The organism is Buttiauxella brennerae ATCC 51605 (genome assembly GCF_001654925.1).
GTDB classification, from domain to species: domain Bacteria; phylum Pseudomonadota; class Gammaproteobacteria; order Enterobacterales; family Enterobacteriaceae; genus Buttiauxella; species Buttiauxella brennerae.
This window is the reverse complement of sequence record NZ_LXER01000018.1, coordinates 1-17350: the sequence shown is the minus strand read 5'-3', so window position 1 is coordinate 17350 and position 17350 is coordinate 1. Positions and strand designations below refer to the sequence as shown.

Sequence of the window (17350 nt, the reverse complement as noted above, 5' to 3'; positions counted from 1 at the left end):
TTATACCTCTAATGGGGCATAAGAGAACCGCTGTTTTAATCTCCATTCCCATCATTTAAATCACTTTTGCTTATTATCCAGCCTGTTAGCGCATCTGGTCGGATGTTTCTCAAAAGTGGCAAGCATATTGCAATTCCTAGGGAGACATCACTGCCGAGACTGGCGTTGGCATTCCGTGTAGGAGGCAAAATGAATTTAAGACGACTGAAGTACTTCGTAAAAATCGTCGATATTGGTAGCCTGACTCAGGCCGCAGAAGTGCTGCATATTGCGCAGCCAGCACTGAGCCAACAAGTTGCTACCCTTGAAGGTGAAATGGATCAGCAGCTGTTAATTCGTACCAAACGCGGCGTAACGCCAACTGAAGCAGGAAAGATTCTTTATACCCATGCGCGGACTATTCTGCGCCAGTGCGAACAGGCACAGTTAGCCGTTTGCAACGTGGGCCAAACATTAGGCGGACAGGTTTCTATAGGACTTGCGCCTGGCACTGCGGCATCTTCGATTACCATGCCTTTATTACAGGCAGTACGTGCGGAATTACCCGACGTGCTGGTCTATCTGCATGAGAACAGTAGTTCTGTCCTGAATGACAAGCTGTTAAGCGGCCAGCTTGACATGGCGGTCTTGTATGACCGTTCTCCGACGGCGGGCATCATTAGCCAACCGTTACTTAAAGAGGAGTTGTTTCTGGTCGGCACCCGCGACTGTCCAGGTCAGACAGTCGATCTCGCTGCGGTTGCCGAAATGAACCTATTCCTGCCGCGTGACTATAGCGCCGTGCGTAAACGCGTGGATGAAGCTTTCTCACTTCGCCGCCTGACGGCAAAAATTACCGGTGAGATTGATTCTATCTCGACGCTGACTGCGGCAATTGCCAGCGGAATGGGCGTAACGGTGTTGCCGGAATCTGCGGCACGTTCGCTTGTCAGTTCCGCAAATGGATGGATGGCGCGAATTACCAGTCCATCACTTAATTTGCCGCTCTCCGTTAACTTGTCTGCGCGCACCGCGTTGACGCCACAAGCGCAGGCTGTAAAAGACATTCTGCTGTCATTAGTGGTGCGTCCTGTACAGGAGAATCGCGAGTTGTTGCTGGTGGGTTGATCTGGCTTATTGCTAAATGGAATAAGTTGCTGGTTTTTATTATTTGTTATATCGGGGTTGCCACTTTAACAATAGTGTAAAGCCAGGTTATGCCCCGGGGGCAATGTGAACTTCCAGCAACTTAAAATTATTCGCGAGGCGGCTCGGCGGGATTACAACCTGACTGAAGTCGCCAACATGCTTTTCACCTCGCAATCAGGCGTCAGCCGTCATATTCGTGAACTGGAAGAAGAACTCGGCATCGAGATTTTCATCCGTCGTGGTAAACGTTTATTAGGGATGACTGAGCCGGGCAAAGCCTTGCTGGTGATTGCCGAACGTATTCTTAATGAAGCCAGTAATGTCAGGCGTCTTGCTGACGTATTTACTAATGATGCCAGCGGTGTGTTGACCATTGCGACCACGCACACACAGGCTCGTTATAGCTTGCCCTCGGTTATCAAATCTTTCCGCGTACTGTTTCCTGAAGTGCGCCTTGAGTTAATTCAGGGCACGCCGCAAGAAATAGAAACGCTGCTGCATAACGGCACGGCGGATATCGGTATCGCCAGTGAACGGCTCAGCACCGACCCGCTCGTTGTCGCTTATCCGTGGTTCCGCTGGTCCCACACTTTACTGGTTCCACGTGGCCACCCGCTGATTCATGCTAATCCGCTGACACTCGACGATATCAGTCGCTGGCCGATTATTACTTATCGTCAGGGGATCACGGGGCGTGCGCGCATTGATGAGGCTTTTTCACGCCGTGGGCTAACACCGGATATTGTTTTAAGCGCGCAAGATTCTGACGTCGTCAAAACGTATGTGGAATTAGGTTTAGGCATTGGGCTGGTGGCATTCCAGGCCAGCAGCGAAGAAGGGGAGTTGGTCAGGATCGATACGCGCCACCTTTTTGATGCCAACACGGTCTGGCTGGGTTTGAAGCGCGGGCAATTGCAACGTAATTACGTCTGGCGCTTTATCGAACTGTGCAACCCTGAGCTTTCTGTTGCCGACATTAAAAGACTGGCACTTGAACCAGATGAAACGGTGCTTGATTACCAAATCTAGTTCCATTTTCTTGTCAGATGCGCCACTATCTGCCCGCGCCGAGCGGTTATTTGTTCGAACCGTGATCGGTACGGTGCAAAATTCAGCAAACGAGACGAGTTGAAAGAAAATTTCATTGACTCATCGCGTCAGGTAAGTAGAATGCAACGCATCGAACGGCAGCACAGCTTGCCAGAAGATAGTAAAATCAAATGATTAGCTTTAAGCTTCATTAAATGATTTTGCGGGAATAGCTCAGTTGGTAGAGCACGACCTTGCCAAGGTCGGGGTCGCGAGTTCGAGTCTCGTTTCCCGCTCCAAATTTATGTAGCAGAATTTCTGTTACAGCCTGCAAAGGTAAAAAGTTTTGGCGCGTTAGCAAAGCGGTTATGTAGCGGATTGCAAATCCGTCTAGTCCGGTTCGACTCCGGAACGCGCCTCCACTTTCTTCCCGAGCCCGGGTGGTGAAATCGGTAGACACAAGGGATTTAAAATCCCTCGGCGTTCGCGCTGTGCGGGTTCAAGTCCCGCCCCGGGCACCATGGGAATAAAAGCTATAAAATCAATGATAAAGCAGTGTCGTGAAAACCACCTTCGGGTGGTTTTTTATTTTCTAAAAACTGCTTTTCCTAACATCTTTCCTAACATGAATCGCCAAAAAATGGCGATGAAGTGACTGGTCATCATAATTATTATTGGCCGCCAACCACCGGCACAATTTTTATTTTTCTGTCGTAGCGAGCGGTTTGTGAAATCGTTTTGTGACCAGAGATGCTCTGTTTTTCTTGCAGCGTTCCTTTTAAATCTGAAATCCCCTTCGCCTTTAAATCATGGAATGTAAAATCAAAAAGCAGGTGCGGGAATTTCTTGATCGCATCCTCGCGAGCCTTATACCACCGACTATTAAATCCATCCCGCGTATAACAGCCCCCGTTTTTTGGTGCAATGCGTACACACTAGAAACACCATCTTTCAGCGGTAAATTTTTTGCTAACTCCATAGCCGCCATGAGGCGACCGCTCCATGCCTTGATCTGTTTCTCGCCCGTTTTTCCCTGGCGAATAAAAATCCCCTCCTCGAGTAGTTGTGATTTTTGCATGGCTAACACGTCAGCCTGGCGCGCAGCGCATAGATAGGAAACCTCCATGGCAACTCGCACAATATCTGGTGCCACACTAAATATCGCATCATATTCAGCGTCGGTTATGGTAATGGCGGGCAAGATAACCGCGTACTCGATACTGCAATCTTGCAGCAGCTGGGCAACGTGCAGGCGGCGGTACCGCTTTCAGCTCTGCAAACTCAGGCGCAAATTGCTGAGGCCACTGGCTCTATCAATGCCATGACCCAACAGCAAACCATTGCCCTGGGCAGCGAGATTGCACGTCAATCTCTCGGAAATCAGCAGGGTTTCAGTAACGTGAAAGATTCGGTTCAGAACTCTTTCGCTGTGCTAAATGCTGGCGTCCAGGGTGTTGGCTCTGCCGTGAACATCGGCACGCTAACAACTGCGATTTCAATTCGTGAAGACGGCGACAAAACCCGCGCACTGATTAACTCAATCGACCGCGATAATCTGTCCCGTCAACTGACCGTGGCAGAGAATACGATCACTGAGCTGCGTTTGCATTCTGGTCGCCGTGACGATCAGCATGCGATTGAAATCCAGATGACCAACAACCAGAACCAAAACCAGCTGCAATTCCAGGCACAGGCACAAGGTCTGAACTGGCTGCAACATGGCCTGGCTGAGTGCAATCAGTACGCCAAGGCAACGAATGCACAGGTTAATATGGGCTCAGGCACTCTGACAGGGGCAGCGCAGACCGCGGCACCCGTCAACGCCAAGCTGTAAGCCTGGCAACCTAAACCGCCCTTGTGGGGCGGTTTTTCAGGAACTTGATGAAGAGGAAAGGGCATGTATCCGCAAGCCTATAACCACCCGTTTGGTAATCTCAACGTTTACGACCCCGGTGTTCGTCAGTGGATTGCGCAGAATCATCCGCACATGGTTCACATGTTGCCGCAGTATCCGCAGCAGCAACAATTTCAGCCTCAGCAGTATGCTGCGCCGCCTCCACCTGCTGCCCCTGATTTTGGGCTTTCACTTGCTGAGCAACAGTTTCTTTATCAGAACGCGAATTTAATTCCGGCGTTTTATCAGACAGCAGACGGCAAGGCGCTGAATAAAATGTTAGTGGAAGGACTGCAAAAAATGCTGGGAGGGAGCAGTGGCGCTACAATAGCGGCCGCCCAGTCCGGGCAGACCGCCGGATGATGATGACGATTTTAAGTGGCTTGATGAGTTGCCAACGATGGCATCAAGCCAATATGTTACCCCGCCTTAAATCTTCGAAATAACTTTACTGTGATAATAATAAATAAATTATTAACAAATAGTGCTGCTATAGCTAAGAAAATCAAATAGTAAAGGTCCCAATATTCAATATCTATAAAACCATAACGCTTTGTCAAAAAAGAAAATGCTTCTAATTCAGGAAAAATAGCAAATAGAACTACTAAAAAAAATATAAAAGTAAGGGAAAATAAATGCCATGCTAGTAAAAATTTCTTAATTTTCATCAGTATACCTGAACTGTTCCATAAGCTTCTAACTGGCCAGATATTTTTGTGGCTGCTGTGGTTAAAAGCGCCTGCCTCAGAATGTTGTAGTGATCTTTACTGATGAACGTTATACAACCATTGCTGATTCCTCTATATCCTGCGGGGTGTAGCCTGAAATTTCCCCGCTCAACCTGCCCAATAAAAGTGTAATCGTCAATGCTAGAATCCTCACGATACAGCGCGAACCAGGTAAAGTGATTTGAACCGGATGTAACAGAATAAAGAGCATCTTTTATCGCGTGTTTTAAGCCGCTTCCGGGCCTGGCTACAATGTAATAATTTCCAGGGGGGAGTGGCCCAACTTCGGAAATTCCCACCGCATCAGGATTGTTCCTGAGTGGTCCAGCATTACCCGAGTAAGCAGGGAAGAACCCAACCCCCGGACAACTCAGCGTGGATAGCGCCCCTCCATTCAGATGAAATGTGCAACGGATCATCGATCATTCCATGAGTCAGAAAAAAGAATATTACCGTCGCAATGTTTCCATGTGATTTTTTCGTAGCGTAAGGAAATGCTTTCAAGGTGATTGTGTTTTTCGGTCGCAGGGTTTTTAACGTCATGCATTAGAGGGCAGACCGACACGATTTTCACGTTCTCAAGTAGCATGTTGAAGTATTCAACTTCTTGGCCTGCGTCGTTAATCCTGTACCACTTGAACTCCGCGCTTTGAAGCGTCTGGCCCTTCGCTACAGCCTTGTAAAGATAAGGACTTGAAGAATCAAACTCCTTCTCAAATGTCATGGCGGAATGAACGCGAGTACCAGTAATTTTCCCTGTATTGTTGTCGGTTGGTAAATGCAATCCGTGTGCAAAGCCTAAAATCTCTATGCTTTGCTCACGGTCTTTAACGTCAACCGATCCCTTGATATCTGCGCCACCGTCGTCTTTAAGCCAAAGATAAGCAGGTATAGCCATGATGAAATCCCTTTATTAGTGAAAATCGTTACCGAACAGCTAATAAAACACTAAAAAAAAGGGGGTTTGTTGCACAAGGTGCCATAGAAAAAAAGAATAATCGGCGCTCAATCAATCAGTTGCAATGGTAGCTTGAAGGGAGTTTACAGAATTTTCGTTCCTAACATAAAAGCATCAGAATCGCGCCATAACTGGCCGGAAAAAAACTGAAATGTTAGGAAGGTAGAGCGTAAGTATTTGAAAAATAATAACAAGATGGGTTTGAAATCCCTCGGCGTTCGCGCTGTGCGGGTTCAAGTCCCGCCCCGGGCACCATGGGAATAAAAGCTATAAAATCAATGATAAAGCAGTGTCGTGGAAACCACCTTCGGGTGGTTTTTTACTTTCTGCGATTTGTAGTTCCTGACATCCTTCCTGATATACCTTTCATTTTGTATTACGCTAGTTGCCATCAACGGCTACCCGGTAAACTTAGGGTAACGAATCGATCATTCTCTGGAGAAACTGTATGAACCAAGGGCCGCTAAACGAAGAAGAGCTGGAATGGCTTGATGACACGCTCACCAAATACGGTAACGATGACTCTGTGCTCGATGTCTCCGAGTTAGACGGTATGCTCACTGCCATTCTTTCCGCACCTGAACCGATTGAGCATGCTCAGTGGCAGGTTGCAGTATGGGGTGGCGAAAAGCAGCTTCCTCATTGGGAAAATGAGCAAGAACAGCAGCGTTTTAACGATCTTGCCATTCAGCATATGAACGATATTGCAGAGCGCCTGTGCCACGCACCCGATCAGTTCGAACCCCTGTTTGGACTTCGCGAAATGGATGATAAGGAATACACCATCGTCGAAGAGTGGTGTTTTGGTTATATGCGCGGTGTGGTGCTGGCCGACTGGAAAACTTTGCCAGCACAGCTGGAAAAGGCTCTGGACGCAATTGCGTTGCATGGCGATGAAGTCAATATCGCAAAACTCGAACAGATGACCGAGCAGGAATACGAAGAAAGCCAGGAAGCGATCGGCCCGGCAGCCCTGCAACTTCACAGTTATTGGCAGGAGTTACGTAAAGCTGATTCCAAAACATTACATTAATCACATCCCGCGAAATATTTCATCACAACAACCGGGCAGTTATTTGATGTACTGCCTGGGTTGCTCATCCCAAACTCAGTCGTTCTTGTTCACCATAAGTTAAATAATCAAGTTAAAAAACTGCACTAACGTTCTGTAATAAAACAAATAGCAGGCAAATTCCAGCTTCCCCTCGCATAGGAAAAAAGTCACGCATAGTGACCAACATTATGTTTTACAATTCTTAACAAGTTCACATCATGAGGTTTACACTTATGTTATAGTTGAATTGGGTCAGAAAAGTATCAATAACGATAATTCAATGAATAATGAGTCTAATGATGCTGAGAAACTCACTGAAATATACCCATGGAGGGTATCCCGCATTTATTAAGCTGGCTGATTTTATTTTTATTAACTCGATTTTAATATTGAGCGCCTTGCTATTAGCAATGGAATCAACTAGCACTGTTTTAATGTTCAGTATTCTGTTCTCTACCTCTTTTTTACTCTTTGGCGAGTACACTGAGCTCTATCGCCATAAACCCAAAAAATCCAGTTTACGTGGCCAGCTACGTCTGATTCTTTGTGCTTTTCTGACTATCGTCTTTGTTGAAGTTGTCAGAGTTTCAACGGGAGGTTTTCAATCTTTAGGTCATTTAAGCATTGTCGAGAATCCTTTTTTCCCGGCAACCCTATTCTGGTATGCCATTCCGTTAGTTTTGCTCCGCTCCATCCACCTGATCGTTCTTAAATACTCAACCAAAAAAAGCATCCGCGTGGCTATTGTTGGCGTTACCGACAATGGTCTGGCAATAGAAGAAGCCCTTCTCAAAGAATATTCCAATATGAATGTGGATCTGGCTTTTTATGATGAGCGAGATGTCACGCGGTTTAGCGAGCTGTTTAGCCAAATTAATAACCCGTTCAAAGGTTCTGTCAGTGGGCTGGTTGAAGAGGCAAAACAGGGCAAAGTAGATGAAATCTATATTGCTTTGCCGTTAGTGGCCCTGGAAAGAATACGCCACTTTTTAGCAATGATGTCTGACACAACGGTGAACACTTATATCGTTCCTGATTTTAACTCTTACAGCACGCATATGTCGCAGTTGCGCACCATATACAACATACAGACGATTAGCATTCTGAGCTCTCCATTCGAAGGAGGGGGCTCCTTTGTTAAACGTGCTGAAGATTTAGTGCTGGGTAGCATTATCATGGTCCTGATTTCTTCACTATTATTAATCATAGGCATCGGGATAAAACTGACGTCACGCGGGCCGGTATTCTTCAAACAAGACCGATATGGCCTGAGCGGGCAAAAAATTAAAGTCTGGAAATTCCGTACTATGCATGTCATGGAGAATTCTGACAAGGTCGTTCAAGCGACAAAAGACGACCCGCGCGTTACGCGCTTTGGTGCGTTTTTACGCCGGACCTCGCTTGATGAATTGCCGCAGTTTTTTAATGTGTTGCAGGGCAGCATGTCGATTGTCGGCCCAAGGCCACATGCAGTCACGCATAACGAGCAATATCGGAAGCAGGTTGAGAACTACATGATTCGCCATAAAGTTAAGCCAGGCATCACAGGGCTGGCACAAATAAACGGCTATCGTGGTGAAATTGATGCACTTTATAAAATGGAAAAACGTGTTCAGTACGATATTGAATACATCCAGAACTGGTCCTTATGGCTGGATATAAAAATTATTATAAAAACTATTTTTAAGGGATTTATCGGTAAAAATGCATATTAAATATATTATTGTTGCCGGAATAGTTTTATCACAACCGGCCCTGGCAGAACTAACACCGAAATCTCATGTCGGCTTTGCAGGTATTGATTTTCAAAGCAATGTCGGTGTGAATTACGGCCATGACAATAATGTGACTTATCAGCCACATGATAGCGATGCTATTGGTTCCGATTTCGTCAGTGCGATGCCAGTGTTGACGATGATGGGAGAGCGGTATCAGGACAAATACCTGTTAATGTATTCAGGTGATTATCGTAGTTACAATAGTGACTCAGCTGATAATTACGCTGACCATTTCTTCCGTTTTAATGGCGCATGGCGTTATGGATTAATGCATGGCTTGATGTTTAATATCGAAGATTCTCTTGGCCATGAAGAGCGTGGTCGAGGCGTCACAGAAGGGTTTATCCCGGAACAATTTCAACAGTTTGGTATTACGTCGCCGTTAACCACCAACTTACTCAATAGTGAGCTGCGTTATAGCTATGGTGCGCCAGTAGGGCGCGGAAAGGCGGAAGTTGCACTTCTCTATAAAAAATTGCGCTTTGGTAATACCCAGGATGCGCAGAACAGTGACGACGATTTTTACAATTACATTCAGGAGCAGGAATGGCATGAAAATAGCCTGATTGCCGAGATTTTTGACCAGTACACCCCACAAACACGCTTCCGTTATAGCTTTATTACCAACCAGAGGCATTATGATAATGCCTCTGAAAAAGACAGTGATGAATATTATTTGCTTTATGGAATCAAGTCGCAGATTACCGGTAAAACTAACGTCGATATGAACGTGGCGTGGCTGTATAAAACATTTGAAAACGATCCCAACTCGCAGGATTTTAATGGGCTAAACTGGGATATTCAGGGTGAGTGGAAACCACTCAAACAGTCTATTTTTACCGCCCACACCTCACAACGCATTAAAGACCCTTCAGAAATTGGGGGGTATATTTTAGTTTCACAGTATGGCATTTCTTATAAACACTTATGGTTAAATGACCGTTTATCCACCTTGTTAGATTATTCGTACACCACGGAAGACTATAAAAAACAAGACAAGGACAGAAATGATAAGGATGGCATTTTTACATTCAGCGTAAGTTATGACTTCAGACCTTCTGTTAATTTTGAGCTTAAATATCAAATAGATACGTTACGTTCCAATAAAGATACCGATTCGTTTTATATCGGCCCCGATGACAACCGGGAAGTGCTGAGAACGTTGGGCTATGACAATTCGCTGATTATGTTTACAGCTAAGGTGCAGATTTAAAATGAAAATAATGAAACTGTGGGCGTTTTTATTATTCAGTGTGCTAATGGCCGGGTGTTCCGCATCTAAGCCACCACTCATGGATAATCCCGATGTTGAATCAAAAGGATACCTGCTCGATGCGGGCGATGCCGTTAACATTAATGTGTACGGTGAACCTGATTTAACGATGAAGTTTATACTCGATAAAAGTGGAATTATTACTTTCCCTTATATTGGGAAGCTGGTTCTGAAAGGAAAAACACCTGAACAGGTCAGCGAAGAGTTAACTAATCGCCTGCGCGGAGATTACCTGCAAAATCCGATGGTAACGGTCAATATCGCTGAATTCCGCAAATTCTATGTTTCTGGTGAAGTCAGAAACCCGAATGGTTTTGCATATGAACCAGGGCTTACTGTCGAAAAATCGATTGCGCAAGCCGGGGGCTTTACCGACCGTGCAGATCGCAAAGACATTAATATTCGTTTAGCTGGCACCAACCAATTGCTTGAGAACGTGGACGTAAGACACTCCGTTCACCCCGGTGATATCGTGATTATTGGCATGGGCTTCTTCTAAATATGAAACTATCAATAGTCGAAAATGGCAAGAAGCGAGAAAGCGCCGTCGATTTCTCCCGGTTTGCCAAAGAAATTAAAAAGAACGGTTGGAAGATCATTCTCGCAGGCGTTATTGCAGGAGCGATTGCCTGGCCATTAATCAGCATGATGACATCTAAATATGTCTCAACAGCAACCGTGCTCGTAAAAGCACAGCCCGATAATATCTCGCCTTTCCCACAAGTTGATGGCTATGATTCGACGCGCAGTGGCTACTACGAGACGCAGTTTGCGTTGATGCAGTCGCGTATCGTGCTGGAGCAGGCGGTACGAAATCTGAAACTGGATGAGAACCCCGATTTCAATGGGGTGAAATCAGACAGCAAAGAGGCATACACCCCTGAAAACCAGCAGCGTGTGGATCATGCGCTAAAAACATTGCTGAAAAATCTCACCATTACCAGTGTCCGCACCACGCATCTGGCGTCAATATCTTATGAATCTCCTTCGCCTGAACTTGCCGCGAAGATAGCCAACGGCGTTGCACAGGCATTTATCGACTATAGCGCTGCGCAAAAAAGCGCGAATACCTTGAGAGCGCGTGAAAGCAACCAGCAGAGAATGGATGAGCTGCAGAAACAAATTGCGGCGCAAAAACTGGCGATTAATGATTATCTGAATAAAGAAGGGCTACTGACATTCCGCGGCGTAGATGGTTTTGAAACGGAACAGTTAGGCATTGTCACCAACCGCCTGGCGGATGCGACTCAGCGCCGGATTGCTGCGGAATCGTTGTATAACGAAGTTCGTCGTGGCGGCGGCCGATCGCTCGAAGACGTCATTTCTCTGCCGGTAATTTCAGACCATGCTCAAATCCAGGACCTGCGTATTGCGCTGATTCAGGCGAAACGTTCGCTTTACGAATTGCGCAAATCCTATGGCCCTAAACACACCAAAATTCTGGAAGCTCAGGCGCAAGTTCAGGCCATTCAGGATCAAACTTATAGTGTGCTTGGTGAGCTGGAAACCGGCCTGCGTCAGCAATATCAGGCGGCTCTGGCAGATGAAAATAGCTACCAGAAACAGCTGGACCAGCAAAAAGAGGCTTTCCAGCAGTTAGCCTCCAAGCGTGAAGGCTACAACGGGTTGAAACTGGCGTTGGATAAAACGGAAGAGTCGTACAAAACGCTTTATCAGCGCACACAAGAGCAGTCACTTTCCGGCAATTATGCTGAATCTGACGCTGTGTTGTACGACCCGGCAGTCCCGGCAGAACGCCCGTCGAAACCTAACAAAAAGCTGTTGTTGGTTATGGTGGTGATGCTGGCGCTGGCTTTTAGCATCATGTACATCATTGTGAAAGCGGCGATGGACAGCACCATTAATAACCTGAGCCAGGTGAAGAAACGCCTTAATCTCGAGCCACTGGGTGAGATTCGCCGTTATAAAGGTATTGGAAGCCGTTCGCAAATCCGGGACGTTATCTCTAATAACCCACTTAACGCCGACATTATTCACAGCATCCGCACGCGTGTCATGCTGGATAACCGACACCTGCAGAGCATTGTAGTGACGTCGGCAGACCATGGCGAAGGGCGCTCTTTGCTTGCGAATTTGTTGGCCAATTCATTTAGTTTCGATCAAAAAACGCTGCTGATTGATTTGGATTTCTTTAATAAAGATGGCTTATCAAGTGAGCTGGCTAAATCCTCTGCACTCGGGGTGGCGGAATTGCTGCGTGGTGAAGCAACACTCGAGAATTTGAGCGTCAACATTAATGAAAACCTGGATTTCCTTCCGCGTGGCAATGCGACGGTTTCGTCATTATTGATGCTGTCATCTGAAAATCTTGAACACCTGATGCGTGAGTTAAGAAGCCGCTATCAGCGCATTATCATTGATGTTGCAGCGGTGAATCAAAGCCAGGACGGGCAACTGATTAGTCGGGTGACGGATGGCCTGATATTCGTGTTAAAAGCCGGTGCGGCGCCCGCAGAGCACATTACCAGCGGGTTGGATAAAATCGAATCTAATCAGTCTGTTGTGATCGGTGTGGTTCTCAACCAGGTAGTTGATAAACATCTCGAGACGAAAGAGGGATTACGTTCACTTAACTTGCAAACGACCGAACTGATGAATGGCCCAGGCCATATATGAGTTTATTAAAGAGCGCGTCCACGATAGCGGGTTCATCAGTCATTTCACAACTGATTGGTGCGCTCTCTATTTGGTTGATTTCGCACAAGTACGATCTGGCGGAAGTGGGGCTTTACGCGCTTAATTACAGCATTGCATTGATTGGTGCCCAGGTTTGTACGTTTGCCTCACAGCTATTAATTCCCAAACAAAATGACGATGAACTGGCGCAAAATGTGGTGTTTTGCTTATTACAAAGCCTGACCATAGCACTGCCTTATGCGCTGCTGACTGCGTGGCTATTTAATCAAAACATCTTTTTCCTTTATCTCCTCACGCTGTCGAATACCTGGGTTCTGGTCTCGGAAAACCTGGCGTTGCGCACGGCTAACTTTGGCTTTTTAGTTTTCCAACGTATTGCAGTTTCAGTGGTGGTAGTACTTTCAGTGGTGCTCACTACACAAATCCAGGCATTTTATTGGGCATGGGCTGTTTCCATGATGGCCCTGACGATTGGCTGCATTGTGCGGGCATTTGATATTCGCTCGGTGACTTTGCAGCATTTAAGCCTCAAGAATAACCTGGGGTTTTTTCATAAACATGTTCATCACATCACCAAAGTGGGAAGCGCTGAAGTCCTTGCGATGGCAAACAGTAACTTGCCCATTATGCTGATTAACTTTTGGTTCTCTGCGCTGACGGCGGGGTATTTTTCTATCGTCAGTCGTTTCTGCCTGGCTCCGGTGGTGATTGTCGGCAATGCGGTGCGTAACGCTATTTTCTCGAAATGGTCCATCGATTTCAGGCATAACACCTTTAACTTTGAAGAGTACAAAAAAGTCCGTTTACTCCTGTTGGTGCTGGGCGTTATTTGTACCCTGGGGGTGTTTATTTTCTATCCCGTGGTCATGCATCTTGGTTTTAGCGAAGACTGGATTAACTCAATTCCGACCTCACGCTACATGCTGCCTTATTTATTCCCGGCGCTGGCAGTTTGCCCGCTGACGGTGATCGAGCTTATTTTTGGTTCTCACCGTTACTTCCTGCGCATTCAGTTTGAGCAACTGGCGATCGTGCTGATTGCATTTGTCATCGTGCCCTATTTTTACAATGACTATGCGACATCCATTATTCTGTTCTCGGTATTAACTTTCGTTCGTTATGCCTTTATTTATCTTAAGGTAAATAAACGCGCCAATCTTTTGAACGACAGGCCGGTGGTATTATGAATCTCAATACTGGGCATTATTTACAGACCTACTCATTTATCACCCTGATTTTCTGCGGGTTGGTGCAATATTTCACCGGCGTACTGGCGGTGTTGTGGATCCCATTTTTCCTGACGTTGCTGATGTTTGGCTTACTGGTGATGCAAACCCGTTACGAAGCCTTGCAGCTGGATAAACAGGAAATCATTGTGCTGACGTTGTATTTGATTTTCCTGGTTATGGCGGGGGCATCGACGATATTACAAGCCGGGGTGACCGATGCGATTGTCGGTTTCAAAAACGAAATCGCGTTATCGCTGGTCATGTTTTGCCTGCTGCTCGGGTTCTGCCGTGAATCGCAAATCTATCGTGTCACCAAAGCGTTGTATTGGGTGTTTTACGCGCAGTTCCCGATAATCATTTATCAACTGCTGTTTGTGGTTCCTCAACGCGTGGTGGTGCGCGGTGAAGAAGATAAATGGGACTCCGTCGTTGGCACCTTTGGTGGCGACCCGATGGGTGGGGGGAACACGGCGGCAATGGGGCTTTTTTGCCTGCTGATTATGCTGTTGAAAGTCTCTGAGTTTAAGCACGGGTTGACGAGTTTTAAATCCATGGCATTGCATATCATCCTCGGCTTTGGCTTATGTATCGTTGGCGAAGTGAAATTTGTTATTTTGCTATCACCTATTTTACTGGCCTGGGTCTGGGTCATGCCCAGCTACGTTAAAGGCGTGAACAAAGTGAATATCAAAGCGCTGCTGCTGATATTTGCAGGCATGGCGCTGCTTATTGCTCTTGCTGTCGTCATTTTAGCCTCTGGATATTCGTCGGCATTTGGCAGCGACCCAACACAAAGCTCATTGAGCGTGTTCTTAGACTCATTAAGCTATATTTTTGACCCCAATTACATTCTGCCTTCCGGTGAAGTGGGCCGCTTTACGACGCTGATGTTCTGGATACAAAATAATGATCTATGGGGGCTTTCGGGGACATTATTTGGCTATGGGCTGAATGCGACAAACAGCGGTAGTGCTATCTCGCCAGGATTTTTAAACCTTAAGTACAATTTGATTCTCGACTCAACTTCTTTAAGCATGTTGCTGTGGGAAGTCGGCGTTGTGGGGACACTTTTATTTATTGGGCTGATGCTCTATATCCTGAAAATCGTGCAGCCCGAGGCGGTACTGGCTCGTGAACAATTGGACCCGGAAGACCTCCAGTTACTGAGTTTTTCACCCGCTTATAGTGTCTTTGCCATCAGTTGTTTACTGAGTTTGCCCTACAGCCAGATACTCACGATAACCCCAATGCTCCAGTTTTTGTTCTATTTAGCTCTGGGTTCCTGCCTGGTTATTCGCCGGTCCGTTTATCGTTATACGGAGCAATAGTATGGGTCATAAACCTTTTATTTCAGTCAGTATTAAAACGTTTAACGAAGCTGAATGCATCGAAAAAACCATTGATAGTATTCAGCAGCAGATTGTTGATTACCCGCACAAAATTATTGTCGCCGACAGTTTATCCACCGATAACACTCAACAGTTGGCCAGTAATAAAGGCGTAACGGTGGTGTCATTAACGCAGCCCGGCGACCGCTGCTGTGGAGTCGGGCACCAGCTTGGCTATCTCTACAGCGAAGGTGAATATTTGCTGTTGATGGATGGTGATATGGAGCTGGAAAAAGGGTTTATTGATAGCGCAATTGTCTTTCTGGAAACGCATCCAGAATATGCAGGTGTGGCGGGTACCGTCGAAATGGATGATGCGGTGAATTATGAATTTAAGTCCCGCAAGCAACGGCTGCACAAAATTTACCCTGTGGGGGATTGCGACCATTTAGGCGGTGGCGGTCTTTATCGTCGTTCCGCGATTGAAAAAATCGGTTACCTGACTAACCGCAACCTTCATGCTTTTGAAGAGGCTGAACTGGGAATGCGCCTGCTGGATGCGGGTTATAAACTGCATCGCCTGAACGTTCCATATTTCAGCCATACATCTCACAACATGCCCACTTTTAAACTGCTGATGTACCGCTGGCGCAGTGGCTATAACCAGGCTCCTGGCGAGTTATTACGCAGCGCCTGGGGGAAACCCTACCAGCGTCATGCCCTTAAAATGGTCAGAAATGAGATAGTTTTTGCCATTTATATAGTGGTGTTGCTTATCGCTATTTTGACGTTCAACCCTGAAATTATTGGCATAGCATTATTGCCGTTGCTGGCATTTATTATTTTGAAAATGATTAAGAACCGTTCATTGATGAGCGGCTTTCAAAGTGTCATCAATTTAGCTGTGCTCTCGGCAGGGCTTATCAAAGGGCTGCTTAATCCGACGCGAGATCCCATGACTCCCCCTGACAGCAAAGTTATTCACGAATAGGTAGGGACAATGAAAATTTTACTGGTGAATAAATTCTTCTACATCAAGGGTGGTGCGGAAACAGTTTATTTTCAAGAACGTAGCATGTTGAAGCAGGCGGGTATCGAGGTCATTGATTTCTCGATGCAGCATGAGAAGAATTTCCCGTCAGACTATGCCGACTATTTTGTCAGTAACGTTGATTACCACACAGGCAATAATTTGCTCGGTGGGGTAAAAACGGCGGTCAATTTTATTCATAATGCGCAGGCTTGTAAAAAAATGCAGGCATTACTGGAGAAAGAGCGCCCGGATATTGTTCATTTCCACAATATTTACCACCAGTTAACGCCCTCGATCATTAAAGTGGCGCGCGACTTCGGCTGCAAAACAGTATTAACCGCACACGACTATAAAATTTCCTGCCCTTCATACGCCATGCTGCGCGATGGCAAAGTATGCGATGCCTGTATTACGGGTTCAGTATTTAACGCGTTTAAATACCGCTGCTATGAAGGGTCGACTTCGAAAAGTTTACTACTCTCTTTAGAGGCGACCTGGCAACATATTGCCAAAAATTACCAGGCCATAGACGTGATTATTTCCCCCAGCGAATTTTTAAAAGGGGTGATAAAACACACATTGCCGCATTCACGTATTGACGTGATTGTGAATGGTATTGATGACAGCCAGCCTCTGAATGATATTGAAGATCTGGGCTATTTACTGTTTGTGGGCCGTGTCAGCCGCGAAAAGGGGATCGAAACTTTAGCGCGGGCACATCAACTGATGCGCAATAAAATCCCGCTAAAAATAGTCGGCAATGGCCCTATTTATAACGAGCTTATCAAACAATTCCCTGAAGCTGAATTTCTCGGTTATGTGCAGCAAGGCGAGGGTTTAGATAAGCTGATTAAACATGCCCGCGCAATTATCGTGCCTTCTGAATGCAATGAAAACTGCTCAATGTCGGTGCTCGAGGCGATGTCATTTGCGCGGCCAATCGTGGGTTCACGCATTGGTGGAATACCTGAACAAATACGCGATGGTATCGACGGTGCATTATTCGAGCCGGGGAATGCTCAAGAACTTGCTGATGTCCTTGATGATTTGGCCGCAAACCCGGAAAAGGCGAAACAGATGGGGTTAAATGCTCATGACCGACTTTGTGAAAAATATGCGATGCGCGACCATATGGCAGCGTTGCTAAAATTGTATGATGAACTGTTAAGCAAGCCATAATATGAGCAAGAAAATCACTGTTCTGGGCACGCGCGGCATTCCTGATGTGTTAGGCGGGGTGGAAACGCATTGCCAAAATCT

The 17350-nt window shown here is 46.2% G+C and carries 16 protein-coding genes, 3 tRNA genes and 1 pseudogene; 16 read left to right on the top strand and 4 right to left on the bottom strand.

Features of this window, described 5'->3' with window-relative positions; genetic code table 11:
* The first annotated feature begins 189 nt into the window (after window positions 1–189).
* The 5 genes from nac to M975_RS10740 all read left to right on the top strand — a co-directional run bounded on the left by nac (window position 190) and on the right by M975_RS10740 (window position 2678).
* Window positions 190–1107 (top strand): nitrogen assimilation transcriptional regulator NAC, encoded by a 918-nt coding sequence (nac, locus tag M975_RS10760; RefSeq protein ID WP_064559224.1) that lies wholly within the window; start codon window positions 190–192, stop codon window positions 1105–1107.
* A gap of 105 nt (window positions 1108–1212) precedes the next feature.
* On the top strand, window positions 1213–2157 hold the full coding sequence (cbl, locus tag M975_RS10755) for an HTH-type transcriptional regulator Cbl (RefSeq protein ID WP_064559223.1): 945 nt from the start codon (window positions 1213–1215) through the stop codon (window positions 2155–2157).
* Window positions 2158–2380: 223 nt separating this feature from the next.
* Window positions 2381–2456 (top strand) — tRNA-Gly (locus M975_RS10750).
* Window positions 2457–2505: 49 nt separating this feature from the next.
* Window positions 2506–2579: transfer RNA gene (locus M975_RS10745), tRNA-Cys, on the top strand.
* A gap of 12 nt (window positions 2580–2591) precedes the next feature.
* Window positions 2592–2678, top strand: a tRNA-Leu gene (locus M975_RS10740).
* Window positions 2679–2828: 150 nt separating this feature from the next.
* Here the strand turns inward: M975_RS10740 and M975_RS10735 are convergent.
* Window positions 2829–3343, bottom strand: a pseudogene (locus M975_RS10735) (site-specific integrase); the annotation flags it as partial.
* 42 nt (window positions 3344–3385) lie between these two features.
* On the opposite strand from M975_RS10735, the gene M975_RS10730 reads away from it, so the two are divergent.
* The gene (locus M975_RS10730) at window positions 3386–3991 is read left to right on the top strand and encodes a hypothetical protein (protein ID WP_064559222.1); all 606 of its coding nucleotides are present in this window, start codon (window positions 3386–3388) and stop codon (window positions 3989–3991) included.
* 63 nt (window positions 3992–4054) lie between these two features.
* Window positions 4055–4414 (top strand): hypothetical protein, encoded by a 360-nt coding sequence (locus tag M975_RS10725; RefSeq protein WP_064559221.1) that lies wholly within the window; start codon window positions 4055–4057, stop codon window positions 4412–4414.
* A gap of 56 nt (window positions 4415–4470) precedes the next feature.
* Here M975_RS10725 and M975_RS10720 read toward each other — a convergent pair whose 3' ends face one another.
* Genes M975_RS10720 through M975_RS10710 form a run of 3 tightly spaced genes read right to left on the bottom strand, consistent with a single transcriptional unit; the run spans window position 4471 to window position 5677 of the window.
* The gene (locus M975_RS10720) at window positions 4471–4719 is read right to left on the bottom strand and encodes a hypothetical protein (protein WP_064559220.1); all 249 of its coding nucleotides are present in this window, start codon (window positions 4717–4719) and stop codon (window positions 4471–4473) included.
* The gene (locus M975_RS10715) at window positions 4719–5198 is read right to left on the bottom strand and encodes a DUF2778 domain-containing protein (RefSeq protein ID WP_064559219.1); all 480 of its coding nucleotides are present in this window, start codon (window positions 5196–5198) and stop codon (window positions 4719–4721) included. The genes M975_RS10720 and M975_RS10715 overlap by 1 nt, the downstream gene beginning before the upstream one ends.
* Window positions 5195–5677, bottom strand: coding sequence for an Hcp family type VI secretion system effector (locus tag M975_RS10710; RefSeq protein WP_064559218.1), 483 nt, complete (start codon window positions 5675–5677; stop codon window positions 5195–5197). Before M975_RS10710 ends, M975_RS10715 begins: the two co-directional genes overlap by 4 nt.
* A 508-nt stretch (window positions 5678–6185) precedes the next feature.
* Between M975_RS10710 and M975_RS10705 the strand changes: the two genes are divergently transcribed.
* The 9 genes from M975_RS10705 to M975_RS10665 all read left to right on the top strand — a co-directional run bounded on the left by M975_RS10705 (window position 6186) and on the right by M975_RS10665 (window position 17269).
* On the top strand, window positions 6186–6770 hold the full coding sequence (locus tag M975_RS10705; RefSeq protein ID WP_064559217.1) for a YecA/YgfB family protein: 585 nt from the start codon (window positions 6186–6188) through the stop codon (window positions 6768–6770).
* 320 nt (window positions 6771–7090) lie between these two features.
* Window positions 7091–8506 (top strand): undecaprenyl-phosphate glucose phosphotransferase, encoded by a 1416-nt coding sequence (locus M975_RS10700; RefSeq protein WP_064559216.1) that lies wholly within the window; start codon window positions 7091–7093, stop codon window positions 8504–8506.
* Entirely contained in the window at window positions 8496–9782 is a 1287-nt protein-coding gene (locus M975_RS10695; RefSeq protein WP_064559215.1) for an outer membrane beta-barrel protein, read from the top strand. The genes M975_RS10700 and M975_RS10695 overlap by 11 nt, the downstream gene beginning before the upstream one ends.
* A 1-nt stretch (window position 9783) precedes the next feature.
* Window positions 9784–10341, top strand: coding sequence for a polysaccharide biosynthesis/export family protein (locus tag M975_RS10690; protein WP_064559214.1), 558 nt, complete (start codon window positions 9784–9786; stop codon window positions 10339–10341).
* A 2-nt stretch (window positions 10342–10343) separates the two neighbouring features.
* A complete protein-coding gene (locus M975_RS10685; protein WP_064559213.1) occupies window positions 10344–12479 on the top strand; it encodes a GumC family protein in 2136 nt (711 codons plus the stop codon).
* Window positions 12476–13687, top strand: a complete 1212-nt coding sequence (locus M975_RS10680; protein WP_064559212.1) for a lipopolysaccharide biosynthesis protein — start codon at window positions 12476–12478, stop codon at window positions 13685–13687. The genes M975_RS10685 and M975_RS10680 overlap by 4 nt, the downstream gene beginning before the upstream one ends.
* The gene (locus M975_RS10675; protein ID WP_064559211.1) at window positions 13684–15057 is read left to right on the top strand and encodes a hypothetical protein; all 1374 of its coding nucleotides are present in this window, start codon (window positions 13684–13686) and stop codon (window positions 15055–15057) included. Before M975_RS10680 ends, M975_RS10675 begins: the two co-directional genes overlap by 4 nt.
* Window position 15058: 1 nt before the next feature.
* Window positions 15059–16048 carry a glycosyltransferase family 2 protein gene (locus M975_RS10670; RefSeq protein ID WP_064559210.1) on the top strand — a complete coding sequence of 330 codons (990 nt, stop codon included), beginning with the start codon at window positions 15059–15061 and terminating at the stop codon, window positions 16046–16048.
* 9 nt (window positions 16049–16057) lie between these two features.
* A complete protein-coding gene (locus M975_RS10665; RefSeq protein ID WP_064559209.1) occupies window positions 16058–17269 on the top strand; it encodes a glycosyltransferase family 4 protein in 1212 nt (403 codons plus the stop codon).
* Window positions 17270–17350 lie beyond the last annotated feature (81 nt).

Coding starts and splice junctions, on each gene's coding strand:
- M975_RS10700 (WP_064559216.1), top strand. CDS start 7,091: ATGCTGAGAAACTCACTGAAATATACCCATGGAGGGTATCCCGCATTT.
- M975_RS10725 (WP_064559221.1), top strand. CDS start 4,055: ATGTATCCGCAAGCCTATAACCACCCGTTTGGTAATCTCAACGTTTAC.
- M975_RS10685 (WP_064559213.1), top strand. CDS start 10,344: ATGAAACTATCAATAGTCGAAAATGGCAAGAAGCGAGAAAGCGCCGTC.
- M975_RS10680 (WP_064559212.1), top strand. CDS start 12,476: ATGAGTTTATTAAAGAGCGCGTCCACGATAGCGGGTTCATCAGTCATT.
- M975_RS10720 (WP_064559220.1), bottom strand. CDS start 4,719: ATGAAAATTAAGAAATTTTTACTAGCATGGCATTTATTTTCCCTTACT.
- M975_RS10675 (WP_064559211.1), top strand. CDS start 13,684: ATGAATCTCAATACTGGGCATTATTTACAGACCTACTCATTTATCACC.
- M975_RS10665 (WP_064559209.1), top strand. CDS start 16,058: ATGAAAATTTTACTGGTGAATAAATTCTTCTACATCAAGGGTGGTGCG.
- M975_RS10695 (WP_064559215.1), top strand. CDS start 8,496: ATGCATATTAAATATATTATTGTTGCCGGAATAGTTTTATCACAACCG.
- M975_RS10710 (WP_064559218.1), bottom strand. CDS start 5,677: ATGGCTATACCTGCTTATCTTTGGCTTAAAGACGACGGTGGCGCAGAT.
- M975_RS10670 (WP_064559210.1), top strand. CDS start 15,059: ATGGGTCATAAACCTTTTATTTCAGTCAGTATTAAAACGTTTAACGAA.
- nac (WP_064559224.1), top strand. CDS start 190: ATGAATTTAAGACGACTGAAGTACTTCGTAAAAATCGTCGATATTGGT.
- M975_RS10690 (WP_064559214.1), top strand. CDS start 9,784: ATGAAAATAATGAAACTGTGGGCGTTTTTATTATTCAGTGTGCTAATG.
- M975_RS10705 (WP_064559217.1), top strand. CDS start 6,186: ATGAACCAAGGGCCGCTAAACGAAGAAGAGCTGGAATGGCTTGATGAC.
- M975_RS10715 (WP_064559219.1), bottom strand. CDS start 5,198: ATGATCCGTTGCACATTTCATCTGAATGGAGGGGCGCTATCCACGCTG.